Below are 24,073 nucleotides of genomic sequence, written 5' to 3' on the forward strand. Positions count from 1 at the left end.
AAAGCGACGAGAAACGGTCAAGCGGACCCAGTGCGTTCCCGATTTGCCTAAAAACCGACAAGCAAATGATTTAATGAGAATATATGGCAAGCCGCCAACAGGGCCCAGCGACCAAAGTATGACGACAAAGCTTCCAAAAGCGGCCACCGACGGGTGTTTCTGATACGTGGCCCTGTCTTTTTCGACCCGATGGTGTAATCGTTTACAATAATGAGGGCAGCGACTCGCGCCACACAGGCGTTACCGTCGTCGCCTCCCCGCGCTAAGCTAGCGCCTCTTCAACCCAGATGCCCTGCCATGAGTACGATCAAGGAAGTCGCAAGCGCTGCCGGCTGCTCCACCGCCACGGTATCGCGCGCACTGGCCACCCCGGACAAGGTGAGCGAGGCGACCCGCGCCCGCGTCGCCCGCGCCATCGCCGAGGTGGGCTATACCCCCAACGGCGCCGCACGCAGCCTGCGCCGGCGCGAATCGCGCACCATCGTGGCGCTGCTGCCGGATATCTCGAACCCGTTCTTCTCCGAGATCATCAACGGCATCGAGGACGTCGCTCACCAGGCCGGCTACCGGGTGCTGATCGGCGACTGCGAACGCGACCCGCAGCGTGCCGGCGCCTACTTCGACCTGCTGCCCGCCAACCAGGCCGATGGCATGCTGCTGCTCACCGCCGACGTGCCGCGCGCCCTGCTCGACGACGCCCGCCGCCGCGGGCGCTTTCCGCTGGTCATGGCCTGCGAGTTCTTCGATGACCGGGACCTGCCCACGGTCACGGTGGACAACTACCGCGCCGCTTGTCAGGCGATCGACTACCTGGTCGCCCTCGGCCATCGTCGCATCGCCACGCTCACAGGGCCGGTCCACAACCCGATCTGCCGCGAACGCGAGCGCGGTGTGAGCGACACGCTCACCGCCCATGGCCTGGCGGGCGGCGCGCAAACCCTGGCCGGCGACTTCGGCGTCCACTCCGGCTACGTTCAAGGGCTTGCGCTTCTGACGCCGTTGCACAGCCGCCCGACGGCGATCTTCTGCCACAGCGACGAAATGGCCATCGGCGTAATCAAGGCCGCGCGCCAGCTCGGGCTCGAGGTACCACGCGACGTATCGATCATCGGCTTCGACAACATTCGCCTGAGCGAGTACTGCGACCCGGAGCTGACCACCATCAGCCAGCCCCGGGCGCAGATCGGCCAGGCCGCGATGCGCCTGCTCTTGGGGCTGATCCACGATGAGCCGGTCGAGCGCCAGCAGGTGCTGGAAACCCGGCTGATCGTGCGCCAGAGCACCGGACAGCCCGAACCCCGCTAATCGCGCGCCAGCACCACCACCAGCAGAAGCGATAGCCACCCGCCGATCAGCGCCACCCCACCGATGGGGGTGACGATGCCCAGGTTCAGCCCCAGAAGCGCCATGGCGTAGAGCGATCCGGAAAAGGCGAGCGTACCCAGAAGCCACAGCGCCAGTACCAGGCGCTGGCCCGCTCGCGCGCGCTGGGTGCGCCAAACCAGCAGCGCCAGCATGGCTAGCGTATGCCAGGCCTGGTAGCGCACGCCGGTCTCCACCGCGCTGACCAAGTCGGCGCTCACCCGCGCGGGCAGGCCGTGGGCGGCGTAGGCGCCGAGTGCGACCATCGAGGCGCCGGAAAGCGCCACCCAACTCCACCATCCTTTATCGGCTTGCTGCACGTTGCGCTCCTTGAGTCGTGTGGGCATCTCATGCCCCCTTGCCATCAGGTGACATACCTCGCGAGGCGCGAAACCGCTACAATGGGGGCTGTTTACCTTTATCAGGGATACTCATCGCCCATGTCGACTCCCCACGTCTCCATAGAGCTTAGGCTCAACGGCGAACCTTACGCCATCACCCAAGGGCTGACGGCGGCGGATCTGATCGACCAGCTCGGCCTGACCGAGCGGCGCATCGCCGTGGAGATCAACGAGCAGATCGTACCCAAGAGCCAGCTCGGCGCCACCGCGCTCCATGACGGCGACCAGATCGAAGTGGTTCACGCCATCGGCGGCGGCTAGCGCCGCCTTCGCTTGAGGATTTTCTTATGACAACATCGCATGATACGCCCTTTACCGTGGCCGGACGCACCTTCGCCTCGCGCCTTCTGGTCGGCACCGGCAAGTACAAGGACATGACCGAAACCGGCCAAGCCGTGGCTGAAAGCGGCGCCGAGGTGGTCACCTTCGCCGTGCGCCGCACCAACCTTGGCCAGAACGCGGACGAGCCGAATCTGCTGGACGTGATTCCGCCCAGCCGCTATACGCTCTTGCCCAACACCGCCGGCTGCTACAACGCCCGCGACGCGGTACGCACCTGCCGGCTCGCCCGGGAGCTTCTCGATGGCCACAACCTGGTCAAGCTCGAGGTGCTGGGCGACGACGCCACGCTCTACCCCAACGTGGTCGAGACCCTGAGCGCGGCGAAGACGCTGGTCGACGACGGCTTCGACGTGATGGTCTACACCAGCGACGACCCGATCGTCGCCCGCGAGCTCGAGGCGATCGGCTGCTGCGCGATCATGCCGCTGGGGTCCTTGATCGGTTCCGGCCACGGCATCCAGAACCCCTACAACGTGCGCCTGATCATCGAGCAGTCGAACGTGCCGGTGCTGGTGGATGCCGGCATCGGTACCGCCTCGGAAGCGGCGATCGCCATGGAGCTCGGCTGCGACGGCGTGCTGCTCAACTCAGCCATCGCCCACGCCCGCGAGCCGCTGCGCATGGCCCGCGCCATGAAGCTCGCGGTCGAAGCCGGCCGAGAGGCCTTCCTGGCCGGACGCATGGCTCGCCGGGCGAGTGCCGAGCCCTCCTCGCCCTTTGCCGGGCGCATCAACGGCTGATGCGACGCCCCGTTACAACGATCCGTTCCATCGACCTGCTTCAATGATCCACTTCGAGACACCCTGTCAGGATACCATGACCGAGAACAACGCCACCCCGCCCGAAAGCGCCGCCACCACCGGCCCGGAAAGTCCGGACGCGCCGCTGCACCGCCGCGGCATCAAGAGCTACGTGATTCGCGCCGGGCGCATGACCCCGGCCCAGACCCGCGGCCTCGAGGACGTCTGGCCACGCCTGGGCTTGAGCCTTGAGGATGGCCCGCAGGATCTGCAGGCGCTGTTCGGCCGCCGAGCGCCGTGTGTGGTCGAGATCGGCTTCGGCATGGGCACCTCGCTGATCGAGCAGGCCAAGGCCCACCCGGACACCGACTTCATCGGCATCGAGGTACACGCCCCGGGCGTGGGCAAGCTGCTCGACGAAGCCGACAAGCACGGGCTCACCAACCTGCGCGTCTACCGCGAGGATGCGCTCAGGGTGCTGGAGGAGTGCCTGCCGGAGGGCGCGATCGACACCGTGCAGCTCTTCTTCCCCGACCCCTGGCCGAAGAAGAAGCACCACAAGCGGCGCATCGTCCAGCCCGCCTTCGTCGAGCTGATCCGTACCCGTCTGGCGCCGAACGGGGTGTTCCACATGGCCACCGACTGGGAAGCCTACGCCGAATGGATGGCCGAGGTGATGGAGGCAGCGCCTGGCTACGAAAACACCGCAGACGCCGACACCGCGCCGTTCGTACCACGCCCGAGCTTTCGCCCGCTGACCAAGTTCGAGGCCCGCGGCGAGAAGCTCGGCCACGGCGTGTGGGATCTGATCTACCGCCGCGCGGATTAGGCCCGCGCCAGGCCAGCGACGGCGGCAAGTGCAGCAAAGCTTGCCACCGCTACCGTGGCCGAGAACTGATCCATCAGCAAGCCGAACACCGGGGCGCCAGCGGTCTGGCCGATAGCAATGGTCAGAAAGCCGACCATCAGCCCGGTGGCCGGGCGGTGGGAAAGCGCCTTCACGCCCCACACCAGATAGACCCCGGTCACCGTGATGTAGGCGACCCCGAACAGCGCCCCACCAAGCAGCGCAAGCATGGGCGTGGTATTGACCATACCCACCATCAGCGTGCCGGCGACCAATGCGGCGAGAAACACCCGATGCACGCGATTGATGCCAAAGCGCTCGACCAGACTCCCCGCTGCGGCGCCAGCCATGCCCGCAGCGCCGATGGCGATCCATAAAAGCCCTGCCCCGAAACTACCCCAGTCGAGGCTCAGCGCCACCAGCTGCCCGCCGAAGGACCACACCGCCGTACTCGCCGCCCCCAACAGAAACGACGCCGCGATCAGGCGCTTGAGTGCCCCGGTCAACGGCGGCAGGCGGGCGGCGTCGCGGGAGCGGTTCGCCGAGGCCGGCACGCAGAAAAATGTCAGCAGCGCGAAAGCGAAGGCGATCGCGGCGAAGCCGGCGAAGGCGAGGCGCCACTGCTCGCCCATCAGCAGCGCTACCGGCCCGGAGAGCACCACCCCGGCGCCGGTACCTGCGTTGATCACGGTGTTGGTGGCGCTCTGGCGATGCCTCTCGACGATGGCGGCGACTGCCGCAGCCATCGGCGGCGAGGCAAGCCCGGTGCTCGAGCCCGCCAGCATCACCGCCGCCGCCAGCCACCAGGGCGAGTTTGCAAAGGCGATACCCACCATACCGAAGGCCGCCACCAGCGCTGCCAGCAGCGCCACGAACCGCGGCCCTGCCCGCTCGGTAAGGTAGGCCGACAGCAGGATGGCCACACAGTAGCCCAGAAAGGAGCCGCCGGAGATCAGCCCGCTCAGGGTCGACGAGAGCGAAAGCGTCGCGTCGATCTGCGGCAGGAAAAGCCCGAAGGCGAAGCGCGCGAAGCCGTAGCACACTGCGATCAACCCAAAGCCGAAACCGCCAAGATACAGGGCGGGGCTCATGAGCACGCCCCCGCCAACAGCGCGACCGCCGCCTGACGGGCGGCGGCGACCGCCTGTTCGCCGCGATAGGCCGCGGCGGCGGCGGCGCCCTCGAACAGCACGATGATCTGCTCGGTCAACGCGGCATCGCTATCTCCGGTTTCTTGCTCGACCAGCCGGGCGATCCGCTTTGCCATCCGCATCTTGTGTGCCAGTACCGCCTCCTTGATTTCCGGCGTATCGCCTCCGGTCTCGCTCAGCGCCCGCAGGAACAGGCAGCCGCGTCGCCCTTCCACGCGCCCCCACTCCTCCAGCGCGTTGAACAGCGCCTCGATGGTGTCGTCCTCCATAAACTGCGCAAAGCGCCGATCGCGCTCGTCGAGTACCCGGGCGATCAGGGCATTCTTGCTGCCGACATGCTTGTAAAGCGTACGACTCGAAACGCCCGCGCCCTGGGTGAGCTTGTCCATGCCCGTGGCAGTGAAGCCGTGGCGGTCGAAAAGTGTTTCGGACGAGCTCAGGATCTTGTCCATTGTGGTCATATTAACATCTCATCAAGTAAAACGATCACTTTACTGTAAAACGATCGCTTTACTTCGTCAAATAGCACTTGTGTCGGCGCAAGCACTCACGGTGTCTTTGCTTCATAAAGGTTTTAAGTGGAAGCGTTATCGTGGGAGAGAGCGCAACATGAAAAAGATCTCGCACAAGGCGCAGGTAAACGCTTACCGTCCCTGGCGGCGGCAGCGCTCGGAGCAGTAGACGACGTTGTCCCAGTCCCGCGCCCACTTCTTGCGCCAGGCAAAGGGCTTCTGGCAAACGGGGCAGGTTTTGGTCGGCAGATGGGGCTTTTTATGGACCATGAGGAGTGGGCTCGCGTACGGAATATTGCTCAGTCTAGACACGCTGCCCCCGCCGACGGGGCGGTCAGCGCTTAAAATTTTCGGAAGGCACAAAAAAGAAAGCCACTCCAAGGGAGTGGCAAAAGACCGTGACTAGCAATGAGAGGGAGAAACCATGACAGAAAAAGCCCTGCTGTCCTGGTTGTGACGTCTCATCAAACGCCAGCAAGAACAATATAATCATTCTCATTTAATTCGTCAACACGAATGCGAATAGTTTTTATTTATTTTTTTCCTAGCCGCTCACCAGCTTCAGCCAGAACGGTAGGGTCAGCATGGCGAGCAAGGTCTGACCGGTGATGATCGCCGCCATCAGCTCCGCGTCGCCGCCGAGCTGGCGGGCAAGGATGTAGGCGGAGGTCGCGGTGGGGAGTGCGGCGAACAGCAGCGCCACGTCGCGGCTCAGCGGGTCCAGCCCGAACGCCCAGGCGAGTGCCAGCACGATGACCGGCATCAGCGCGAGCTTGGCGACGTTGGTGGTCAGGGTGCCACGATCCAGGCGAAAAAGCGCCGCCGGGCGCAGCGCCACGCCGACCGCCACCAGCCCCAGCGGCAGCGCCGCGCGGCCGAGAAGATCAAAAGCGCTTTCGCTCCAGCCGGGCAGGCCGATGCCGGTCAGGTTCAGAAAGATCCCCGCCAGGCACGCCAGGATCAGGGGATTCTTGACCAGCGCCAGCACGCTCGAACGCAAGCTCGATGTCCCAAGCGTTCCCGCCTTGATGAAGCTTGCCACGCACAGCACGTTGACTACCGGCACCATCACCGCCACGGCTACCGCCGCCGTGGTCACGCCGAGCTCGCCGTGCAGAGCGCCGGCGCCAGCCACGCCCACGTAGGTGTTGAAGCGAATCGCCCCCTGGAACACGGAGGTGAACGCCGGCGAGGGCAGCGCCAGCCAGTCGCGCAGGCGCCACAGCAGCAGCGTGAGGATCGCAATGGCGCCCAGCAGCACGCCGGTCAACCGCCCCACCGGCACTTGGCTCACGTCCGCCGTGGCCAGTGTCGCCACCAGCATGGCGGGAAACAGCACGAAGTAGATGAGCTTTTCCATCTGCGCCCAGAACTCGACGCTCGGCCAGCGCCGGTAGCCGATGGCTGCTCCCAGCAGAATCAGCAGGAAAAGCGGTCCCAGCGCCGCCGTGATGCTCTGCATGGCAATTCCTTGTTATCGTGAGCTCGCCCGAAGGCCCCATGCGACATCCTGGCCTGCCCGGCCGGGTCGCGTTTGCTGCTACCATGCGGCTATCTTTCGCCGCCTGGCCGTGCAGGACCATTCTGCCATGAAAAAAACCACGTCTTCGGGATACTTTCTGGGTTTTCCGCTGCTCAACGTGCTCATCCTGATCACGGCCATAGCGCTGATGGTGTGCCTGGGTTATGGGCTGAACAGCTGGTTGCGCGGCGAGGAGAACATCCGCTGGGTCGCGCCCGACCCCGGCTGCGACTTGCACGCAGCCACCTGCCACGCCTCGCTCGGCGACGCGGGTTTCACGTTCAGCGTGGATGCCGATGGCGCCATCGAGGCGCTCACCGCGCTGCCGCTGGAGGTCAAGGTGGAAGGTGTGGAGGCGAGCCAGGTCAGCGTCGAGTTCGTCGGCCGCGACATGGAGATGGGACTTCATCGCTTCACCCTGGTGGCCACCGCGCCGGGGCATTTCAACGGACAGGGTCAGGTCGGCCTGTGCACTCAGCGCGTCATGCCCTGGCGCGCCCGTGTCATACTGAGTACGCCTGAGGGTAAAATCGGCAGCTGGTTCGATTTCGACGTTACCCGGAGTTAATCAATGCAAGCATCGCTCGACAAGCGCTGGCCCTTGAAGGTAGGCGCGCTGCTGGGACTACTGGTCGCCCTGGCCGCCCTGGCGTTTCACTTATGGCATTCGGGCAAGCGCGACGAGAGCGTTCAGGGCGGCCCGATCAGCATGGCCTCCACCCAAGGCGCCTTCTCGCTTTCCCAGCTGGAGGAGGACCAGTTGGCCGTGATCTCGTTCGGCTATACCTCCTGCCCCGACGTGTGCCCGATCACCCAGGCCGTCAAGCGCCAGGCGCTTTCCCAGCTGGATGACGCGCAGCGCACGCGAGTGGTGCCGGTGATGATCACGGTGGATCTCGAGCGCGATACCCTGGCGCGCATGCGCGAGTACATGGAAGCCTTCGGCAGCGAGTTCGTGGGTCTGGTGGGAACCCCGGGCGAGCTTGCCGACGTCACCGAGCGTTACGGCGTGGCGTGGCAGCGCACCGAGGCGGAAGACTCGCGGATGCAATACACGGTGGATCACACCTCGGCGCTCTACGTGGTTGACCGGGAAGGCGAGATTCTCGAGCAGGTGCTCTACTCGCCCACCCCGGCCGCGCTGGTGTCGACCCTCGACCGAGAGCTCGCCCGCCGCGAAGGGTGACGCATCGGCTCAGTCCCCGGGTGTTTCGAGCCGGTCGAGCATGGCCATCAGCGCGCGGGCCTGGACGCCGTCACGAGTATCGTGATGCGGGTTGGGCTGCCAGGCGCTTTCGGCGAACCCCCACCAGTCCCAGCACCCTTGCGGGTTGGCGAGGCTTGCCTGGGCCTGAGGGTAGAGCACGAGCTGGGCGTGCTCGGCGGCCCAGCGGTTGAGGCCGCTGTAGCGCACGAACACGTCACCGATGTCGTTCGCGCTCATCTGGCAACCGTGCAGCGCGAGCGTCACCGGGCAGGGCTGGTCGCGACACTGCTCGGGCACGAACAGATAGCCAGTGTCGGCCAGCCCCTTCACGGCGAACTCGGCCTGGTCAAAGGGCACGAGCGCTCCCTCCGAAGGCGCCGATGGGCGCTCCGGATAGAGCCAATCGAGCATCTCACCGGCCATGTCGTCATCGCAAGCGAGCATGTAGCTGCCCCCGCCCTGGCGACAGCCGCCCAGGGCGTAGGGGCCAAGGCTCTCCTCGTCGTCCAGGCGCACGGGCCAGCCGTGGCCGTGCGCGGCGGAGGTGAAGCGAACCGCCTCCCGATCCACCCAGTGTCGCCACTGCCGGGCTGCCAGTGCGCCGAGCTCCGGCGAGACGACCTCGTCGCCATCGCCGTGACGAACGTAAACCCGCACGCTTTCCAGCGCCGCTTCGTCACCGGCAAGCCCCTGGGTCCGGTAGCTCGCCAACCGTTCGTCGAGCGTCTCGAGGGAAGGAAGACCCTGGCGCGTGCTCATGCATTGGCGCAGCGCCAGACTCAGCGCCCCCTGGGCGCAGCCCCAGGGGCCGGCGGCCACCAGCCCGAGCCCGGTGAAGCGCTCGGGCCAGGCCACGGCGAGCTGGGCTGCCATGTAGCCTCCGGAGGAGACGCCGACCACGCTCGCTTCTTGGGCGGCGCCCAGGGCCGGCAGCGCGGGCGTCTCGGCGAAGGCATCTGCGCTACCCAGCAACAAAAGCGCCGCTATCAAGCGGCGCAGGGTGAAGGCTGGGCGCAAGGCCGTGATCACTCGATACCCAGAAGCTCGACCCGGAAGGTGAGCATTTCGTTGGGGCCGATCGGGCCCTGGCCGTTTTCGCCGTAGGCGAGCTCGGAAGGGATGTAGATCATCCAGCTGTCGCCGACGCTCATCATCTGCAGCGCCTCCTGCCAGCCTTCGATCACCTGGTTGACCTGGAAGGTGACCGACTCGCCGCGCTCGAAGGAGCTGTCGAACACGGTGCCGTCGAGCAGCATGCCTTCGTAGTTCACCTCGACGGTGTCCTCCGGCCCCGGTGAGGTCTCGCCGTCGCCGGACTCGAGCACCTCGTACTGCAGCCCCGATTCGGTGACCTCCACGCCTTCACGTTCAGCGTTCTCCTCGAGGTAGGCCTCGCCCTCTTCCTTGTTCATCTCGGCGATCTCGGCGGCCTGCTCTTCACGCTCCTGCATGGAGCGCTGCTGGAAGGCGACAAGCGTCTCCATCATCTCCTCTTCGCTCAGGGCCAGCTCGTTGCCCTCGAACACGTCGCGCATGCCCTCGGAGAAGGTGTCGATGTCGAGATCCTCGACGTCGGCCTGCATGCTCTCGCCCAAGGTCACGCCGAGGCTGTAGGCCAGGCGCTGCTCGTCGGTTTCCGGCTGAGCGGCGGCGAACGGCGCTGCCAGTAGAAGGCCGGTGAGCGCCGCAGTTTTGAACAGGGTGGTCTTCGAGGTGTGCGTAACCAGTGCTTTCATGTTGAAACCTTTATCAAGGACGCTTCGCGCCGACGGGTTGAGTCGCTGTTCACGTTATAGCATTTAGTGACGCTAATGCTAGGACCATCTTTCGGGTCAAAGGTTTAGCGCTATGCCACCAGTGTAGGACAAAGCGACGCTCCCGCGACCCGCTGTGAAACGCTGCCCCTCAGGGCGCCAGTCGGAAAGCGCAGACGCACAGCCGTCGTCTGCGCTTTCATGGCTAGCGAAACGCCACGTCGCGCAGAAACAGCGCGATCTGCGGGAACATGATCAGAAGCGCCGCGACCAGAATCAAGATCAAGATGAACGGCGGCGTTCCCTTGATCACGTCCCAGTAGGGACGCTTGAAGATCGCGATGGCGGTGAAGATATCGCAGCCGAACGGCGGTGTCGCCGAACCGATCGCCACCTGCAGGGTGATCAGGATGCCCACCAGCACCGGATCGAGGCCGGTGGCGGCCACGGCCGGGGCGAAGATCGGGGTCAGCACCAGGATCACGACGATCGGGTCGACGAACATGCAGGCGATGAAGAACGACACGCAGATCGCGATCAGAACGCCGGTGGGGCCGGCCTCGTTGACGCCCACGGCTTCAAGGATGGTCTGGGGAATCTGGGCGAAGGAGATGATCCAGGAGAAGCTGTTGCCCACCGCCACCAGAATGAACACCACCGCCGTGATCAAGCCGGTCGACTTGGCGATGGCGTAGATATCGCCCATCTTCAGCGAACGAAACACCACGAATTCCAGCAGCACCGCATAGAGCACGCAGGCCGCCGCCGCCTCGGTAGGGCTGAATACGCCGCCATAGATACCGCCGACGATGAGGACCGGAAAGCCCAGCGGCCAGAGCGCATCCTTCACCGCCGCCGCCCGGGCCTTCCAGCTCGAGCGCGGCTCCGTCGGCACGTCCTTGATGATGGCATAGGCAATGCAGTAGGCCGAGAACAGCACCAGGATCAGAAGCCCCGGCCCGATCCCCGCGATGAAGAGTTCGCCAATGGAGGTACCGGAAATGACCCCGTAGATGATCATTCCGATGCTCGGCGGGATCAAAAACGCGATGTCGCTTGCGTTGATGATCAAGGCCAGCGTGAAGGAGTCGGAGTAGCCCGCCTTGAGCATCTTGGGTCGCAGCGGCGAGCCCACCGCCACCACCGTGGCCTGAGTGGAGCCGGAGACAGCACCGAACAGGGTACAGGAGGCGGCGGTGCTCACCGCAAGTCCGCCCTTGATGTGGCCGATGAAGGCCATGACCATGTCAATCAAGCGATTGGCGGACTGGCCCCGGGTCATGATGTCGGCGGCGAGGATGAACATTGGCACGGCGATCAGCGAGGCGGGACGAATGCCCGCCATCATCTGCTGGATCAGCGTGTCCATCTGGCCGAAGCCGTTGAACATCATGTAAAAACCGATGATCGCCGCAGTGATCAACGGGATCATCATGGGAAAGCCCAGCAAGAGCAGGGCGATCATGGTCACTACCATTATCGTCGTCATAGTGTTCCCCTAAGCGTACGATGCCCTTGTCAGACTTCTGTATTGGTCTCTTTGTAGCCATCGACCACGCCGGTCGAGAGATACACCTTGCGACTGGTGAGGTTCTTAACCGCCGTGAGCAGGTACTGCAGGGCGGTGATGAAAAACCCCATCGGGACCCAGACGTAGATCATCCAGACCGGAAGGCTCAGCGCCGGCAGCACCCGCCCCTTGCCGTAGAGGTCCTGGATGTAGACCACCGAGTAGTAGAGCAGAAAGAACATCACCAGCGAGGTGAACAGCGAGATGAAGACCATCAGCGCGCGGCGTCCGCCCATCGGCAGCGCGTCGTAGATCGCCGACATGCGGATGTGACGACCGTGCCGGGCGGCATAGCCGATGCCGGCGAAGGTGATCATGATGATCAGGATGCGGTTGAGCTCGCCCGAGAACATGATGCTGTTCCCGAACACGAAGCGGGCGATGACGTTGATGACCGTATTCAACGCCATTAGCAAAACCCCCAGTGCCAGAATCACTGATTCGATTTTGCTAATTGCGGTGTCGATCACGCCGAGCACACCCGGAAGCCCCGAGTGGTAGTTGATCTCTGATTCGTCTTCAGTCATGAAGAGCGTCTCCTTGAGCGCCTCTCGCCCCATGATGCGGGCAAGAGGATGGCCTTGAGCCGGTTGGCGAGAAAAGTACCGTCGTACTTCACGCAAAAGGGGCAGCCGTGGCTGCCCCTTGCGTCACGCGCGGCTTGCCGCGCGATACGTTACCGCCGCCGAATGCTTGAAACGATAGACATCGTCATGAACGGCGCGACGCATGCTTACTCGTTGGTCACGTTGGCAAGGTCTTCCTTGAACAGCTCCAGAAGCTCGGCACCGCGCTCGCCGGTCATCTCCAGGAACCGCTCCTCCACTTGCGGCGCGCGCTCGCGGAAGGCTTCGATCTGCTCTTCGTCGAGGCGCGTCACGGTCACCTCGTCGGACGCTTCCTGGATCTTCTCGAGCGACTCCTCGGCAAGCCCTTGGATGTGCTCCATGGTGTGCGCGTAGGCGGCTTCGGTGGCATCTTGAACCAGCTGCTGGTCCTCTTCCGAGAGGCCGTCATAGAAGTCCTGGTTAGCCATCATCGCGGTGGTGAACCAGCCATGCCCGGTGAAGGTCAGGTGCGGCGAGACCTCGTAGAGACCACCGGACTCGATCCAGAAGATCGGGTTCTCCTGACCGTCGAGGATACCGGTCTGCAGGCCCCCGTACACCTCGCCCCAAGGCAGCGGCGTGGGCGTCGCCCCGAACGCGCTGTAGGTCTCAGAGAGCAGCGGGTTGGTCATGGTGCGGATCTTCTTGTTGCGCATGTCCTCCGGCGAGCTGATCGGCTCGTCGGTGGTGATGACCATTTCGCCTTCAGGATACATCTTGAGAAGCTCGAGGCCCTGCTCGGCGTAGAGCTCCGGGAACATCTCGTTGATCGCCCGGCTCTCGTCGAAGAAATTCAGGACGGTCTGCTCGTCGGTGGGCAGCAGATAGGGAATGAAGAAGATCTGGGCTTCGGGAATCAAGGCGCCGGTAAAGCCGGGCGACTGGTTGACGAACTGGAGGATGCCGTTTTGCGTCTGCTCCATGATGTCGTCGGACTCGCCCAGCTCACCGAAGCGGTAGACCTGGACGGTATGATCGGAGTTCTCTTCGATATAGTTTTTGAACTCCTGGGCGAAGACATCTTGGACGTCGTCTTCGTACTCCTCGTGGGCGTAGCGCCAGTTGTCCGCCTGTGCAGTGGCACTCAGACCGAACAGCAGCGCGCCGACGCTTGCGGTAGTCAGGAGTTTGGAAGCGACCGAACGGGTCGACAGAGATTGTGTCAACTGAGTCTTGCTTGCCTTCATGCAGTGTTCCCCTTGAAGTGGTAAGCGCGTCATGAAAGTGCGCGATCATCTAGTTTTGTATAACGCCTGGCACTCGATCGAAGCCTTACCGGCTAGGTTTGAAAACGGGTACGCTCGGCTTGAAAGCCACGCGTTATTCAAAAATAGCTTATCTCGAGGCTAGCGCGCTGGATCGGCAGGGTCAAGGCGGCTTCCCAAGACACCCCAGGCGTTTTCAAGGCGCGCACGACGGCTGACGTCAAAAGAATAAAAACCATCAATCCGTATTGAAAAAACCTGATTCTGCAACCAAAAAGCAGCCTCCAGTCGCGTTCCAGGCCTTTTTCTCAAGCGGTTCACTGCGTCGTTCGAGGTTTCGGCGAAGGCCTGCCAGGCAGCGAGATTTTCTTTTTCGGCGGCGAGTTCGGCACGCTTGATCATCTCCCGCAGCGCGGCGATCGAGGGGCTGGACGCCGCCTGTCGCTTCAATTCACGGCGCAGCGAGCGAAGCGGAAAAGTCACCTCGCGCTGCCAGGCCTCACGCTGCGGGCGCTGCCGCTCCACCGCCTGGCGGCAGGCCTCGAGCCCATGGTGATAGAGCCAGGCGTGAAACAACAGCTCGCAGACATCGACGCCCGCCTCGTCCTGCAGCATCAGGCAGGCAGTGGCGACCTGTTCGTCGGCGTAGAACGCGCAGGCAAAATCCCAGAGCGGTGCCTGCTGCAAGCGCTGCGATCGGTTAGAATCCATCGTCACCTTCGCCTCATTTCGGAGAAAGCATGATCGCACTGCGCCAAGTCGCCCTGCAACGGGGCACGCAAACGCTGCTGAACGGCGCCGACCTCACGCTGCACAATGGCGTCAAGGCCGGCATCATCGGCGCCAACGGCGCCGGCAAGTCGAGTCTTTTCAAGCTCCTGCTGGGCGAGCTCGGCCCGGACCAGGGCGATATCGAAATGAGCGGCGGCCAGCGCGTGGCCCACATGGCCCAGGAAGTGGAGGCGCTGGATCGGCCGATCATCGAATACGTGCTCGATGGCGATAGCGCCCTGCGCCAGGCCCAGGCGGATCTGGCCGCCGCCCAGCAAGGGGGCAACGCTCACCGCGAAGCGGAACTGCACGGCGTGATCGAGACCTTGGACGGCTACAGCGCCGAGTCTCGCGCCGCGCAGTTGCTGGTTGGCCTTGGCTTCGTGCAGGCCAACCTGTCGCAGCCGCTGTCGAGCTTCTCCGGCGGCTGGCGCATGCGCGTGAACCTGGCGCGCACGCTGTTCATGCCTTCTGATCTGCTTCTGCTCGACGAGCCCACCAACCACCTGGACCTCGACGCGCTGCTGTGGCTCGAGAATTGGCTGACCCGTTACCCGGGCACGCTGCTGTTGATCTCCCACGATCGGGACTTCCTGGATGCGGTGTGCGATCACATCGTTCACATGCACCACCAGACGCTGGAGCTTTATCGCGGCAACTACTCGCGCTTCGAGCGTACCCGCGCCGAAAAGCTTGCCTTGCAGCAGGCCCAGGCCGCCAAGCAGCAGGCGCGGCGCGAGGAGATCGAGCGCTTCGTCGCCCGCTTCAAGGCCAAGGCCACCAAGGCGCGCCAGGCCCAGAGCCGGGTGAAGATGCTCGAGCGCATGGAGGAGATCGCCGTGGCCCACGTCGATTCGCCCTTCCACTTCAGCCTGCCCGCCGCCGACAAGACATCGCACCCGCTGCTGGTGCTCGACGAGGCAGCGCTTGGCTACCGGGGCGAGGCCGGTGACACCGTCCAGCTCGACCGGGTCGACATCACGCTGCTGCCGGGCAGCCGCATCGGCCTGCTGGGGCCCAACGGCGCGGGTAAGTCGACGCTGATCAAGTCGTTGACCGGGGAGCTCGCCCTGCTGGCCGGCAAGCGCGTACCCGGCGAGCACCTGGCGATCGGCTACTTCGCCCAGCACCAGCTCGAAGGACTCGACGTCAGCGCCACGCCTTTCGTGCACGTGCAGCGCCTCTCCCCCACCGCCAGCGACCAGGAGATCCGCAACTTCCTCGGCGGTTTCGGTTTCAAGGGCGACGACGCCTTTGCCGAGGTGGCGAACTTCTCCGGCGGCGAGAAAGCGCGGCTGGCGCTGTCATTGGTGGCCTGGCAAAAGCCCAACCTTCTGCTGCTTGACGAGCCGACCAACCACCTGGATCTGGAGATGCGCGAGGCGCTGACCCAGGCGCTATCGGCCTTCGAGGGCACGGTGATCCTGGTTTCCCACGACCGCCATCTCTTGCGCGCTACGGTGGACGAGTTCTGGCGCGTGGCAGATCACCGGGTCGAGCCCTTCGACGGCGACCTGGACGACTACCGCGCCTGGCTCAAGACCCGCCTGGAGGAGAGCCGCCGCGAGGAGCGCAGCGAGAAGAGCGAGCGCCAGGGCCAGTTACCGAGCGTGGATCGCAAGGCCATGCGCCAGGCCGCCGCTCAGCTTCGCGAGAAATTGCGTCCGCAGAAGAAGGCTCGCGACCAGGCGGAAAAGGCGATGGAAACCGCTCAGGCGGCACTGCAGAAGGTGGAGGAGCGCCTGGCCGATGCCGAGCTCTATACCGACCCGGCACGCAAGGCCGAACTGACCGAGGCGCTCGCCGAGCAGGCGCGCGAGAAGGAGCGCGTGGAGCGTGCCGAGCAGCAGTGGCTCGCCGCCGAAGAGGCGCTCGAGGCGATGGAAGCGGAGATTCTCGAAAGCGAGCGCTAGCGCAAGCGGCTCAGCGGCTCAGCAACTCAGTGGCTTTCGAGCAGAAAGGTCACCGGGCCGTCGTTGGTGAGCGACACCTGCATGTCGGCGCCGAAGCGCCCGGTCTCGACCTTCGGCCAAGCCGCTTTCGCCTGGCCGACCAGGTAGTCGAACAGCCGCGCGCCCTCGTCCGGGGCGGCGGCGCTGGAGAACCCCGGGCGCAGCCCCTTGCGGGTCTCGGCGGCCAGGGTGAATTGCGACACCAGCAGGAGCCCGCCTTCGGCCTTTCGCAGGTCGTCGTTCATCTTGCCCTCGCCGTCGCTGAACACGCGGTAGTGCAAGAGCTTGTGCAGAAGCTTGTCCGCATCCGCCTCGCCATCGCCGCGCTCCACGCCGATCAGTGCCAGAAGCCCGTGATCGATGGCGCCGATGCACTCGCCCGCGACCCGCACCTCGGCATGACTGACGCGCTGTATCAAGGCCTTCATGGCGCTACCACCAACGGTGAAAATGATGGACCGGCCCGCGACCACGCCCGACCTGCAGGCGCTCGCTGGCGGCCAGCGCCTCGTGCAGCCAGGACTTGGCCTCGCGAATCGCCTCGACCGGGGCATGCTCGTCGGCATCCACCGGAAGCTTCGCAAGGCAAGCGGTGATCGCCGAGGAGAGCGCGCAGCCGGTGCCATGCAGATTGTCGGTCTCGATGCGCGAAGCGGGAAGCCAGGCGTGCTCGGAGGGCGTGGCCAGCAGATCCGGGCAGCTCTCGCCGGTCAGGTGGCCCCCCTTGAGCACCGCGTAGGGCGCGCCCAGCGCGGTGAGTCCCGGCAGCATTGCCTCCATCTCGCCCGGCGTTTTGGGTGAGGCAGTGTCGAGCAGTACCGCCGCCTCGGGCAGGTTGGGAGTGATCACATGGGCCAGCGGTACCAGCACATCGCGCACCGCGCGAATGCCTTCGTCATCGACCAGGATGTCGCCACTCTTGGCCACCATCACCGGGTCGAGCACGATCCAGCGCGGGCGATGCCGGCCAAGCACCCGGGCAATCACCTCGGCCACCTCGCGGCTGGCCACCATACCGATCTTCACCGCGTCGATCTCGACGTCCTCGAGCAGGTTCTCGAGCTGCACGCCGATCATTTCAGCAGAGACCGGCTCCACCCGGGCAACACCCCGGGTGTTCTGGGCGATCACCGCGGTGATCACGTTGGTGGCGTAGACACCGAGCGCCGAGAACGTCTTGATGTCGCCCTGCAGCCCCGCCCCGCCGGAGGGGTCGGAGCCGGCGATGGTCAGTACCTTCGCGATCGTATCCATGTCCGCCTCCTACATGACCGAGGGGAGCCAGGTGGCGATCCCCGGGAACAGCGCCAGCGCCAGCAGCATGCAAAGCTGGATGAGAATGAAGGGAATGACGCCCTTGTAGATGGTCGAAGTGGTAACGCTCGGCGGGGTGACGCCGCGCAGGTAGAACAGCGCAAAACCGAACGGCGGCGTCAAAAACGAGGTCTGCAGGTTCACCGCGATCATGATGCCGAGCCAGATCGGGTCGAGCCCCATGGCCAGCAGTACCGGCCCGACGATCGGCACCACCACGAAGGTGATCTCGATGAAATCGAGGATGAAACCGAGCAGGAAGATCACCAGCATGACGATGATCGTCGCGCCGACCACCCCGCCCGGCATCGAATCGAACAGATGCGTCACCAGCTCCTCGCCGCCGTAGGCGCGAAATACCAGCGAAAAGAGCGCTGCACCGATCAGGATCAGAAACACCATGCTGGTGACCTGGGCAGTGGAGTAGAGCGTCTCCTTGAGCATGGTGAAGCTCAGCCGCCGGCTCGCCGCCGCCAGACAGAGTGCACCGAAGGCACCCACGGCAGAGGCCTCGGTGGGCGTGGCGAAGCCGCCGAGAATCGAACCCAGCACTGCGACGATCAGAAGCACCGGCGGCACCAGCCCCTTGAGCATCAGCGGCCAGATCGAGCCTTTGTGACCCAGTTCTGCCTTGAGCGCTTCGCGGTCCACCGCCGGTGCCGAGGACGGCTTGAGCCATGCAAGCACCAACAGGTAGACGATATAAGCGACGACCAGCAAAAGACCCGGTACCAGCGCACCGATGAACAAGTCACCGATGGAGAGCGTCTTCGGGCTCCACACGCCCATGGACAGCTGGGCCTGCTGGTAGGCGTTGGAGAGCACGTCGCCCAGGAGCACCAGCGCGATCGACGGCGGGATGATCTGACCCAGCGTCCCCGTGGCACAGATGGTGCCGGTGGCGAGCGCCGGTGAATAGCCGCGCTTGAGCATGGTCGGCAGTGACAGAAGCCCCATGGTGACGACGGTGGCCCCGACGATACCGGTGGACGCCGCCAGCAGCATGCCGACGATGACCACCGAAAGCCCCAGCCCGCCGCGCAAGGACCCGAAGGCCATCGCCATGGCGTCCAGGAGCGTCTCCGCCACCCGGGACTTTTCCAGCAGCACGCCCATCAGGACGAACAGCGGCACCGCCAGCAGGGTCTCGTTGGTCATGATGCCGTAGAGGCGATTGGGCATCGCGCCCATCATGCGCGCCTCGAACGGTACCGCCACGCCCAGGTGCTGCAAGAGCAGGCCGACGCCTGCGAAGGCCAGCGCCGTGCCGGCCAGCGACAGCGCCACCGGGTAGCCCAGCATCAGCACCCCGCACACGGCGGCGAAGAGCACCAGCGGCATGAAATCGAGTAACACGGCCACTAGACGATCTCCTCGTGCTCATGGGTGGGGTTGGGCAGCGCCCCGCGAATGATCAGCGCCTGGCGAACGAGTTGCGCCACCGCCTGCAGCAGTAAAAGCGCCATCATCACCAGAATCAGGGTCTTGAGCAGGTACACCGCCGGAATACCACCATTGGGCGAGCGCTCCATGATCGTCCAGCTGGTCAATACGTAGTGGTAGCTGCCGATGGCGATGAACAGCGCCACGGGAACGAGCAGAAACAGCGTACCCAGCAGGTCGACCCAGGCACGCGCCCGGCTCGACAGCTTGCGGTAGAAGATGTCGACCCGCACGTGGCCGTCCTGCTTGAGCGTCCAGGCGGCGCCGAGCATGAATACCGTCGCGTGCATGTACATCACCGACTCCTGCATGACGATGCTGTTGACGCCCAGAAAATAGCGCAGTACCACGATGGCGAACTGCACCAGCATCATGACGATCACGAGCCACGCGATCGCTCGCCCGACGCCTTCGGTCAGGCTGTCGAGCCAGCGCAACAAACGGGGCTCGTGAGAATTTGCACGCATTGGGGTGTCCTGCGTTGGTGAAACGGCTCCGAATCATCGCTGATTCTAAGGCTCGCGTCATCCCCCGCAGGCACGGTACACCGCACGAGAGGCATTTTTCAGCGTCCGGCCACGGTTTCTTCCGGGTTCAGTCGACGGCGGCGCGCAGCGCCTCCAGGCAGGCGCCGGGCAGCGGCAGCTCCACCGCCACCGGCAGGTGATCCGAGAACAGATGATCGAGCACGCTCACCTCAGCGGCCTCCAGCGTCTGGGACAGCAGGATGTGATCCAGCGCCCGGCGCGGCTGCCAGGAGGGGTAGCTCAGAAGCGGCTTGACCGGATGCAGCGGAAGCGAGGCGCTGAAGCGCTCGTGGGCGTGGAGCTGATCCGGGGTGCAGTTGAGATCGCCCATCACCACCACATGGCGCAGCGGTGCGATGATCTCGCTGAGGTAGTCGAGCTGGCGTACCCGCCCGCGATGGCTCAGCGCCAGATGGGCAACGAAGATGTGCAGCGCGTCCGGGCCATGGCCGTAGCGCACGTGGATCGCTCCGCGTCCGGGAAGCGCGCCAGGCAGGCGATGCTCTTCGATCTGACTGGGCGTGAGGCGGGAAAGCAGGCCGTTGCTGTGCTGGGCGATGCGCCCCAGGTTGCGGTTGAGCTGCTGGAAATAGTGGGGAAACCCGGCCTGAGCGGCCAGGTACTCCACCTGGTTGATGCGGCTCGAGCGAAAGCTTCCGCCGTCGACCTCCTGCAGTCCCACCACGTCGAACTGGCCCAGTACCTGACCCATCACGTCGAGCCGCTTGACGCGACGCGGGTGCGGCAGAAAGTGCTGCCAGCTGCGCGTCAGGTAGTGGTGGTACGCCGAGGTCTGGATGCCCACCTGCAGGTTGAAGGTCATCAGCCTGAGCGTTCCGCTTTCGAGCAGCGGCCGCTCGTCGCGCGAGGTCTTGCCGTCCATGGGGTCCTGCACGGTTACTCGTCGCGCTCGCTGCGCACCTGTTCGATGAGCGCCTCGGCGATCACCGGCATGTTCTCGAGGCCGCCGGCGGTGCTCGGCGTGATCACGTAGCGACCGTCGACCACCAGCGCCGGCACGCCCATCAGGCGCATGGCGCGCATGCGGCTGTTGGCCTTGTTGGTCTCGCTGCGGACCGGGAAGGAGTTGAGCGCCTTCTTGGCGTCGTCTTCGCTCACGCCGTAGTTGGCGAAGAACGCGGCGATGTCGTCCTCGTCAGTCAGGCGCTGGCCATCCTGGTGAATCGCGTCGAAGAAGTCCTTGTGCAGCTCCTCCTCGATGCCCAGCGACTGGGCGGCGTAGAAGGCCGTGGCGTGGGTGTTCCAGTTGCCGCCCATGGTGGCGGGCATCTTGACGACCTCGACGTCGTCGTCGAGGGTCTCGTACCACTCGTCGACGGTGTCCTGCAGCGCGTAGCAGTGCGGGCAACCGAACCAGAAGACCTCGGTGACCTCGATATGATCGTCGTCGGCGACGGTGGCCACGGGCGTCTCGAGCAGGGTGTAGTCCTGGCCTTCGACAACGGTCTGCGCACTGGCGGCGGCAGAGAGGGTGAGACCGGCCAGCGCAGCCACGAATACTTTGAGCATGTCAGAAATTCTCCAAGAATGAGCGAAGCCTATGACCATGAAAGGGATTCGCCGGTTCCCGCCCCCCAATGCACGCCCGGGGCGAGCATCGATTTCACGCATCGGCTCTTCGCACTATACGGCGCGACGGGCCAATATCAATGGTTGCGTGCGCGGCACGGCTCTTTCGCCTCGCCACGGTGTTACACTAGCGCCTTTCAGCAAGCTGGCCCAGGCCGCCACTATATCGAATCCCTAAAGCCGCCCCAACGGCCCGCCGCCAGCGGTGGATGCGTTGCGCCGGCCGCCTTGCTGGCATGCTTCACGCGCTCAGGATCCTTGCCATGTCGACAGACCGCCAACACCCGCGTCTCAACTACGCCACCGCCCAGTTCATGGTCAGCGCGCCCACGCTTGCGCTGTGCCCGGACGACACGGGGGCGGAAGTCGCCTTCGCCGGGCGCTCCAACGCGGGCAAGTCCAGCGCGATCAACGCGCTGACCCAGCAAAAGGCGCTGGCGCGCACCTCGCGCACGCCCGGACGCACCCAGCTGATCAACTTCTTCAGCCTGATGAACAACCCCGCCACGCGCATGGTCGACCTGCCCGGCTACGGCTACGCCAAGGTGCCGGAGTCGGTCAAGCTCGAGTGGCAGCGCCACCTCTCCGAATACCTGTTGCACCGCTTCAGCCTGAAGGGCGTGGTGCTGTTGATGGACGTGCGCCATCCGCTCACCGAGTTCGACCTGACCATGCTCGACGTCGCCGACCAGCGCGGCCTGCCGGTGCACATCCTGCTCACCAAGGCGGACAAGCTGAAGAAGGGACCGGCGAGCGCGGCGCTGCAGAAGGTGCGCTCGCAGCTGGTCGAATGGGAGGACCTGGTCACGGTACAGCTCTTCTCGTCGCTCAAGCGCGACGGCGTCACGCCTCTGTCCCAGACGCTCGACCGCTGGCTCGACGCCCCGGAACCCGACTAGGCGCCGTCGACCCCGCGCTCCAGGCGCGCGATCACCTCCGGCAGCTGGCGGACGTGGTCGATCCGGTAGACCCGCGGCGGCAGTGCGCGATCCTCTACGCCGGAGATCCACACCGCGTGCATGCCCAGCCGCTGGGCGGGCAGCACGTCCTCCTCCCAGGAATCGCCCACGTGCATGGCGTTACTCGGTGCTACCGCCAAACGCTCTAGCACGTTCAAGAAGGCATTCGGGTCGGGCTTCGGGGTGAACAGCTCGCCGGCGGCCACGGCGACGGGGAAGTACGCCGCCAGGGGCTGGCGCTTGAGGTGGATGTTGCCATTGGTGATGGCGGCAAGGTGATAGCGCCGGCCGAGCGTCTCGAGCAGATCAAAAGCCTCCGGGTGCGGGGTGACCTGTACGCGCAGGCGGTGAAACTCGTTCATCGCCGCCGCCGCCCAGAGAATCGCCGTACTGCGATCGAGCCCCACCGCCTCGAGCTGCCCCTCCAGGGCGCGCAGCCGCAGCCAGGTGAAATCGCCGCGCCGCTCGGGCGTGGCCCGGGCGAGCGCCTGGCGGCGTTCGAGGTAGTCGGCAAGCCCCTCCTCCCGCGACAGCGAAAGCGTCGCCTCGCCGCGTGCCCGGTGCCAGGCGGCGAGTTCTTCCAGAAGCCAGCCGTAGTGGCCCTGCTCGGTGGCGAGCATCACGCCGTGGTTGTCCCACAGCGTGTCGTCGAGATCGAAGGTGATGGCGTGAAGCTCGCTCATGAGTCGCTCCTTGGGCGGCGCCGGGCGCGCGGATGGGAGGCGTCGTAGCTCTGGGCCAGATGCTGCCAGTCGAGCCGGGTGTAGACTTGGGTGGTGGAAAGGTTGGCATGGCCGAGAAGCTCCTGCACCGCGCGCAGATCCTGGCTCGACTCGAGCAGGTGGCTGGCGAAGGAGTGGCGCAGCCGGTGCGGGTGCAGGTGTTCGGGAAGGCCGCGCTCGACGCTGAGCTGGGCGAGGCGCTTCTGGATGGCGCGATGCCCGAGCCGCGCGCCGCGGCGGCCGACGAACAGTGCCCGCTCGTCGGCCGCTGCAAAGTCACGGCGCCGGGCGAGCCACGCGTCCAGCGCCTGGCGGGCGCGGCGGCCCAGCGGTACCTGACGGGGCTTGCCACCCTTGCCGAGCACGCGCACGAAGCGCTCGTGCAGGTGGTCGACATCGAGCGCGGCAAGCTCTGCCAGGCGCAGGCCGCTGGAGTAGAAAAGCTCCAGCATCGCCTGGTCGCGCACGGCCTGGGTCGAGTCGTCGTGAGGCGTGTCCAGAAAGCGCGCCAGCTGGTCGACGTCCAGCGGCCGGGGCAGGTGGGCGGGTTTCTTTGGCGTGCGCAGAAGCTTCACCGGATTGTCCGCCAGTGCCCCTTCGCCGACCAGGTGATCGGCGAAGCCGGACAGCGCTGCGCGGCGCCGCGCCAGGCTGCGCGGCGCAAGCCCTCGGCTGCGCTCACGCCCCAGAAAGGCACGCGCCCGGGACGTGTCGAGCGCGTCAAACCCAGGCAGTTGCGCGTCGTCGGCGAAGGCCGCGAAGGCCCTCAAATCCTGCCGGTAGCCCGTGACCGTGGCGGGGCTGGCCCGCCGGGCGAGCGCGTCCAGGTAGCGCTCGATGGCTGCCTGGAGTATCGAACTAGCCATGCCCGTCCAGGCGCTGGAGCAGGCGAGCGACGATATCGCCCAGGTACTCGGTGAACAGCGTGTCCATGCTGGCGCGATAGCACTGCGGGTCGGGGCTCGCCAGCAGCAGGTAGCCCACGGGCTCGCCCGCCGCCAGTCGCGAGACGGCGCAGGAGCCGGCCTTGCGCGGCGGTTTGGTGTGGGGCAGCAGGCACTTCCAGTCGCTCACGCTGAGCTTGGCACAGCGGCTGGTGCGGCCATCGAGCAGCGCCGTCAATCGGGCCGTCGCGTGCTGGTCCAGCACGTGGCGCGGCGGCTGCGGCGGCGCGGGCTCGTCATCGCTGAGGCTTGCGGGGCACCACAGCGCCATGGCGGGCGTATCGAAGCGCTCGCCGAGCTGAACGGCCAGCGCCTGGGCCAGGGCGTCGCGGTCCTCGGCCTCGATCAGCGCCAGCAGCGTCTCGCGCAGGCGCCGGTACTGCGCCTCGTTGTGGCGAGCGGTCTCGAGCAGGTGCTCGAGGCGCCCTTCGGCGCTGTCGGCGCGCTGGCGCAGGTCGATCACCAGCCGCTCCAGCAGCGATACGGCGCCGTCGATGTGCGGGTGCGGCACCTTGAGCTGCTGCAGAAGTCCTTCCCGGCCAACGAAGAAGTCCGGGTGACGGGCCAGCCAGAACGCGACCTGGTCCGGGTCGAGCGTCTTGCGGGGCTCCGGGGCTTGCGACATCGCCA

28 protein-coding genes are annotated in these 24,073 nt (G+C 65.3%); 8 read left to right on the plus strand and 20 right to left on the minus strand.

The window, feature by feature from the left end; translation table 11 throughout:
- Nucleotides 1–297 precede the first annotated feature (297 nt).
- Complete coding sequence (locus GEV37_RS09540) at nt 298–1,305, plus strand: LacI family DNA-binding transcriptional regulator (protein ID WP_227390004.1); 1,008 nt, start codon at nt 298–300, stop codon at nt 1,303–1,305.
- Here GEV37_RS09540 and GEV37_RS09545 read toward each other — a convergent pair.
- The gene (locus tag GEV37_RS09545; RefSeq protein WP_264477740.1) at nt 1,302–1,709 is read right to left on the minus strand and encodes a DUF423 domain-containing protein; all 408 of its coding nucleotides are present in this window, start codon (nt 1,707–1,709) and stop codon (nt 1,302–1,304) included. The genes GEV37_RS09540 and GEV37_RS09545 overlap by 4 nt on opposite strands.
- A gap of 93 nt (nt 1,710–1,802) precedes the next feature.
- On the opposite strand from GEV37_RS09545, the gene thiS reads away from it, so the two are divergent.
- The 3 genes from thiS (at nt 1,803) to trmB (ending at nt 3,674) form a co-directional block, all read left to right on the plus strand.
- Nucleotides 1,803–2,024, plus strand: coding sequence for a sulfur carrier protein ThiS (gene thiS / locus GEV37_RS09550; RefSeq protein WP_227390005.1), 222 nt, complete (start codon nt 1,803–1,805; stop codon nt 2,022–2,024).
- Nucleotides 2,025–2,050: 26 nt separating this feature from the next.
- Nucleotides 2,051–2,845, plus strand: coding sequence for a thiazole synthase (locus GEV37_RS09555; RefSeq protein WP_227390006.1), 795 nt, complete (start codon nt 2,051–2,053; stop codon nt 2,843–2,845).
- A 76-nt stretch (nt 2,846–2,921) separates the two neighbouring features.
- A complete protein-coding gene (trmB, locus tag GEV37_RS09560) occupies nt 2,922–3,674 on the plus strand; it encodes a tRNA (guanosine(46)-N7)-methyltransferase TrmB (protein ID WP_227390007.1) in 753 nt (250 codons plus the stop codon).
- Here the strand turns inward: trmB and GEV37_RS09565 are convergent.
- From GEV37_RS09565 to GEV37_RS09580, 4 genes are all read right to left on the minus strand, one after another.
- Nucleotides 3,671–4,783, minus strand: coding sequence for an MFS transporter (locus tag GEV37_RS09565; protein WP_227390008.1), 1,113 nt, complete (start codon nt 4,781–4,783; stop codon nt 3,671–3,673). The genes trmB and GEV37_RS09565 overlap by 4 nt on opposite strands.
- Complete coding sequence (locus GEV37_RS09570) at nt 4,780–5,304, minus strand: TetR/AcrR family transcriptional regulator (RefSeq protein WP_227390009.1); 525 nt, start codon at nt 5,302–5,304, stop codon at nt 4,780–4,782. The genes GEV37_RS09565 and GEV37_RS09570 overlap by 4 nt, the downstream gene beginning before the upstream one ends.
- Nucleotides 5,305–5,487: 183 nt before the next feature.
- Entirely contained in the window at nt 5,488–5,625 is a 138-nt protein-coding gene (locus GEV37_RS09575; RefSeq protein ID WP_227390010.1) for a DUF2256 domain-containing protein, read from the minus strand.
- Nucleotides 5,626–5,899: 274 nt separating this feature from the next.
- Entirely contained in the window at nt 5,900–6,817 is a 918-nt protein-coding gene (locus GEV37_RS09580) for an AEC family transporter (protein ID WP_227390011.1), read from the minus strand.
- 127 nt (nt 6,818–6,944) lie between these two features.
- Between GEV37_RS09580 and GEV37_RS09585 the strand changes: the two genes are divergently transcribed.
- Together GEV37_RS09585 and GEV37_RS09590 are read left to right on the plus strand one after the other, a co-directional pair.
- Nucleotides 6,945–7,445 (plus strand): hypothetical protein, encoded by a 501-nt coding sequence (locus GEV37_RS09585; protein ID WP_227390012.1) that lies wholly within the window; start codon nt 6,945–6,947, stop codon nt 7,443–7,445.
- Nucleotides 7,446–7,448: 3 nt separating this feature from the next.
- On the plus strand, nt 7,449–8,063 hold the full coding sequence (locus GEV37_RS09590) for an SCO family protein (RefSeq protein WP_227390013.1): 615 nt from the start codon (nt 7,449–7,451) through the stop codon (nt 8,061–8,063).
- A 9-nt stretch (nt 8,064–8,072) separates the two neighbouring features.
- Here GEV37_RS09590 and GEV37_RS09595 read toward each other — a convergent pair whose 3' ends face one another.
- From GEV37_RS09595 to GEV37_RS09620, 6 genes are all read right to left on the minus strand, one after another.
- Complete coding sequence (locus GEV37_RS09595) at nt 8,073–9,101, minus strand: alpha/beta hydrolase family protein (protein WP_227390014.1); 1,029 nt, start codon at nt 9,099–9,101, stop codon at nt 8,073–8,075.
- An 8-nt stretch (nt 9,102–9,109) separates the two neighbouring features.
- Nucleotides 9,110–9,820 carry a BamJ family beta-barrel-assembly machinery protein gene (locus GEV37_RS09600; RefSeq protein ID WP_227390015.1) on the minus strand — a complete coding sequence of 237 codons (711 nt, stop codon included), beginning with the start codon at nt 9,818–9,820 and terminating at the stop codon, nt 9,110–9,112.
- A 223-nt stretch (nt 9,821–10,043) separates the two neighbouring features.
- Nucleotides 10,044–11,327: a TRAP transporter large permease gene (locus GEV37_RS09605; protein WP_227390016.1), complete on the minus strand. Its 1,284-nt coding sequence runs from the start codon at nt 11,325–11,327 to the stop codon at nt 10,044–10,046.
- Nucleotides 11,328–11,356: 29 nt separating this feature from the next.
- Nucleotides 11,357–11,935: a TRAP transporter small permease gene (locus tag GEV37_RS09610; protein ID WP_227390017.1), complete on the minus strand. Its 579-nt coding sequence runs from the start codon at nt 11,933–11,935 to the stop codon at nt 11,357–11,359.
- 206 nt (nt 11,936–12,141) lie between these two features.
- Complete coding sequence (locus GEV37_RS09615) at nt 12,142–13,203, minus strand: TRAP transporter substrate-binding protein (protein ID WP_227390018.1); 1,062 nt, start codon at nt 13,201–13,203, stop codon at nt 12,142–12,144.
- 159 nt (nt 13,204–13,362) lie between these two features.
- The gene (locus GEV37_RS09620; protein WP_227390137.1) at nt 13,363–13,932 is read right to left on the minus strand and encodes a TIGR02444 family protein; all 570 of its coding nucleotides are present in this window, start codon (nt 13,930–13,932) and stop codon (nt 13,363–13,365) included.
- 29 nt (nt 13,933–13,961) lie between these two features.
- Between GEV37_RS09620 and GEV37_RS09625 the strand changes: the two genes are divergently transcribed.
- Nucleotides 13,962–15,905 (plus strand): ABC-F family ATP-binding cassette domain-containing protein, encoded by a 1,944-nt coding sequence (locus GEV37_RS09625; protein WP_227390019.1) that lies wholly within the window; start codon nt 13,962–13,964, stop codon nt 15,903–15,905.
- A gap of 26 nt (nt 15,906–15,931) precedes the next feature.
- Here GEV37_RS09625 and dtd read toward each other — a convergent pair whose 3' ends face one another.
- From dtd to GEV37_RS09655, 6 genes are all read right to left on the minus strand, one after another.
- Nucleotides 15,932–16,372 (minus strand): D-aminoacyl-tRNA deacylase, encoded by a 441-nt coding sequence (gene dtd, locus GEV37_RS09630; RefSeq protein ID WP_227390020.1) that lies wholly within the window; start codon nt 16,370–16,372, stop codon nt 15,932–15,934.
- A gap of 4 nt (nt 16,373–16,376) precedes the next feature.
- On the minus strand, nt 16,377–17,198 hold the full coding sequence (gene thiD / locus GEV37_RS09635) for a bifunctional hydroxymethylpyrimidine kinase/phosphomethylpyrimidine kinase (protein WP_227390021.1): 822 nt from the start codon (nt 17,196–17,198) through the stop codon (nt 16,377–16,379).
- A 9-nt stretch (nt 17,199–17,207) separates the two neighbouring features.
- On the minus strand, nt 17,208–18,599 hold the full coding sequence (locus GEV37_RS09640) for a TRAP transporter large permease (RefSeq protein ID WP_227390138.1): 1,392 nt from the start codon (nt 18,597–18,599) through the stop codon (nt 17,208–17,210).
- 20 nt (nt 18,600–18,619) lie between these two features.
- The gene (locus tag GEV37_RS09645) at nt 18,620–19,168 is read right to left on the minus strand and encodes a TRAP transporter small permease subunit (protein ID WP_227390022.1); all 549 of its coding nucleotides are present in this window, start codon (nt 19,166–19,168) and stop codon (nt 18,620–18,622) included.
- A gap of 127 nt (nt 19,169–19,295) precedes the next feature.
- Nucleotides 19,296–20,111: an endonuclease/exonuclease/phosphatase family protein gene (locus GEV37_RS09650; RefSeq protein WP_227390139.1), complete on the minus strand. Its 816-nt coding sequence runs from the start codon at nt 20,109–20,111 to the stop codon at nt 19,296–19,298.
- Between the two features lie 14 nt (nt 20,112–20,125).
- Nucleotides 20,126–20,758 (minus strand): thiol:disulfide interchange protein DsbA/DsbL, encoded by a 633-nt coding sequence (locus GEV37_RS09655; protein WP_227390023.1) that lies wholly within the window; start codon nt 20,756–20,758, stop codon nt 20,126–20,128.
- Between the two features lie 323 nt (nt 20,759–21,081).
- On the opposite strand from GEV37_RS09655, the gene yihA reads away from it, so the two are divergent.
- Nucleotides 21,082–21,717, plus strand: coding sequence for a ribosome biogenesis GTP-binding protein YihA/YsxC (gene yihA / locus GEV37_RS09660; RefSeq protein WP_227390024.1), 636 nt, complete (start codon nt 21,082–21,084; stop codon nt 21,715–21,717).
- Here yihA and GEV37_RS09665 read toward each other — a convergent pair.
- Genes GEV37_RS09665 through GEV37_RS09675 form a run of 3 tightly spaced genes read right to left on the minus strand, consistent with a single transcriptional unit; the run spans nt 21,714 to nt 24,068 of the window.
- Nucleotides 21,714–22,460: an HAD family hydrolase gene (locus GEV37_RS09665; RefSeq protein ID WP_227390025.1), complete on the minus strand. Its 747-nt coding sequence runs from the start codon at nt 22,458–22,460 to the stop codon at nt 21,714–21,716. The genes yihA and GEV37_RS09665 overlap by 4 nt on opposite strands.
- The gene (locus GEV37_RS09670) at nt 22,457–23,365 is read right to left on the minus strand and encodes a tyrosine recombinase XerC (RefSeq protein ID WP_227390026.1); all 909 of its coding nucleotides are present in this window, start codon (nt 23,363–23,365) and stop codon (nt 22,457–22,459) included. Before GEV37_RS09670 ends, GEV37_RS09665 begins: the two co-directional genes overlap by 4 nt.
- A complete protein-coding gene (locus tag GEV37_RS09675) occupies nt 23,358–24,068 on the minus strand; it encodes a DUF484 family protein (RefSeq protein ID WP_227390027.1) in 711 nt (236 codons plus the stop codon). Before GEV37_RS09675 ends, GEV37_RS09670 begins: the two co-directional genes overlap by 8 nt.
- Nucleotides 24,069–24,073: the final 5 nt, after the last annotated feature.

The sequence above is a fragment of the Vreelandella malpeensis genome (assembly GCF_020622355.1).
GTDB classification, from domain to species: Bacteria; Pseudomonadota; Gammaproteobacteria; order Pseudomonadales; family Halomonadaceae; genus Vreelandella; species Vreelandella malpeensis.

Coding starts and splice junctions, on each gene's coding strand:
- GEV37_RS09540 (WP_227390004.1), top strand. CDS start 298: ATGAGTACGATCAAGGAAGTCGCAAGCGCTGCCGGCTGCTCCACCGCC.
- GEV37_RS09545 (WP_264477740.1), bottom strand. CDS start 1,709: ATGCCCACACGACTCAAGGAGCGCAACGTGCAGCAAGCCGATAAAGGA.
- thiS (WP_227390005.1), top strand. CDS start 1,803: ATGTCGACTCCCCACGTCTCCATAGAGCTTAGGCTCAACGGCGAACCT.
- GEV37_RS09555 (WP_227390006.1), top strand. CDS start 2,051: ATGACAACATCGCATGATACGCCCTTTACCGTGGCCGGACGCACCTTC.
- trmB (WP_227390007.1), top strand. CDS start 2,922: ATGACCGAGAACAACGCCACCCCGCCCGAAAGCGCCGCCACCACCGGC.
- GEV37_RS09565 (WP_227390008.1), bottom strand. CDS start 4,783: ATGAGCCCCGCCCTGTATCTTGGCGGTTTCGGCTTTGGGTTGATCGCA.
- GEV37_RS09570 (WP_227390009.1), bottom strand. CDS start 5,304: ATGACCACAATGGACAAGATCCTGAGCTCGTCCGAAACACTTTTCGAC.
- GEV37_RS09575 (WP_227390010.1), bottom strand. CDS start 5,625: ATGGTCCATAAAAAGCCCCATCTGCCGACCAAAACCTGCCCCGTTTGC.
- GEV37_RS09580 (WP_227390011.1), bottom strand. CDS start 6,817: ATGCAGAGCATCACGGCGGCGCTGGGACCGCTTTTCCTGCTGATTCTG.
- GEV37_RS09585 (WP_227390012.1), top strand. CDS start 6,945: ATGAAAAAAACCACGTCTTCGGGATACTTTCTGGGTTTTCCGCTGCTC.
- GEV37_RS09590 (WP_227390013.1), top strand. CDS start 7,449: ATGCAAGCATCGCTCGACAAGCGCTGGCCCTTGAAGGTAGGCGCGCTG.
- GEV37_RS09600 (WP_227390015.1), bottom strand. CDS start 9,820: ATGAAAGCACTGGTTACGCACACCTCGAAGACCACCCTGTTCAAAACT.
- GEV37_RS09605 (WP_227390016.1), bottom strand. CDS start 11,327: ATGACGACGATAATGGTAGTGACCATGATCGCCCTGCTCTTGCTGGGC.
- GEV37_RS09610 (WP_227390017.1), bottom strand. CDS start 11,935: ATGACTGAAGACGAATCAGAGATCAACTACCACTCGGGGCTTCCGGGT.
- GEV37_RS09615 (WP_227390018.1), bottom strand. CDS start 13,203: ATGAAGGCAAGCAAGACTCAGTTGACACAATCTCTGTCGACCCGTTCG.
- GEV37_RS09620 (WP_227390137.1), bottom strand. CDS start 13,932: ATGGATTCTAACCGATCGCAGCGCTTGCAGCAGGCACCGCTCTGGGAT.
- GEV37_RS09625 (WP_227390019.1), top strand. CDS start 13,962: ATGATCGCACTGCGCCAAGTCGCCCTGCAACGGGGCACGCAAACGCTG.
- dtd (WP_227390020.1), bottom strand. CDS start 16,372: ATGAAGGCCTTGATACAGCGCGTCAGTCATGCCGAGGTGCGGGTCGCG.
- thiD (WP_227390021.1), bottom strand. CDS start 17,198: ATGGATACGATCGCGAAGGTACTGACCATCGCCGGCTCCGACCCCTCC.
- GEV37_RS09640 (WP_227390138.1), bottom strand. CDS start 18,599: ATGCCGCTGGTGCTCTTCGCCGCCGTGTGCGGGGTGCTGATGCTGGGC.
- GEV37_RS09645 (WP_227390022.1), bottom strand. CDS start 19,168: ATGCGTGCAAATTCTCACGAGCCCCGTTTGTTGCGCTGGCTCGACAGC.
- GEV37_RS09650 (WP_227390139.1), bottom strand. CDS start 20,111: ATGGACGGCAAGACCTCGCGCGACGAGCGGCCGCTGCTCGAAAGCGGA.
- GEV37_RS09655 (WP_227390023.1), bottom strand. CDS start 20,758: ATGCTCAAAGTATTCGTGGCTGCGCTGGCCGGTCTCACCCTCTCTGCC.
- yihA (WP_227390024.1), top strand. CDS start 21,082: ATGTCGACAGACCGCCAACACCCGCGTCTCAACTACGCCACCGCCCAG.
- GEV37_RS09665 (WP_227390025.1), bottom strand. CDS start 22,460: ATGAGCGAGCTTCACGCCATCACCTTCGATCTCGACGACACGCTGTGG.
- GEV37_RS09670 (WP_227390026.1), bottom strand. CDS start 23,365: ATGGCTAGTTCGATACTCCAGGCAGCCATCGAGCGCTACCTGGACGCG.
- GEV37_RS09675 (WP_227390027.1), bottom strand. CDS start 24,068: ATGTCGCAAGCCCCGGAGCCCCGCAAGACGCTCGACCCGGACCAGGTC.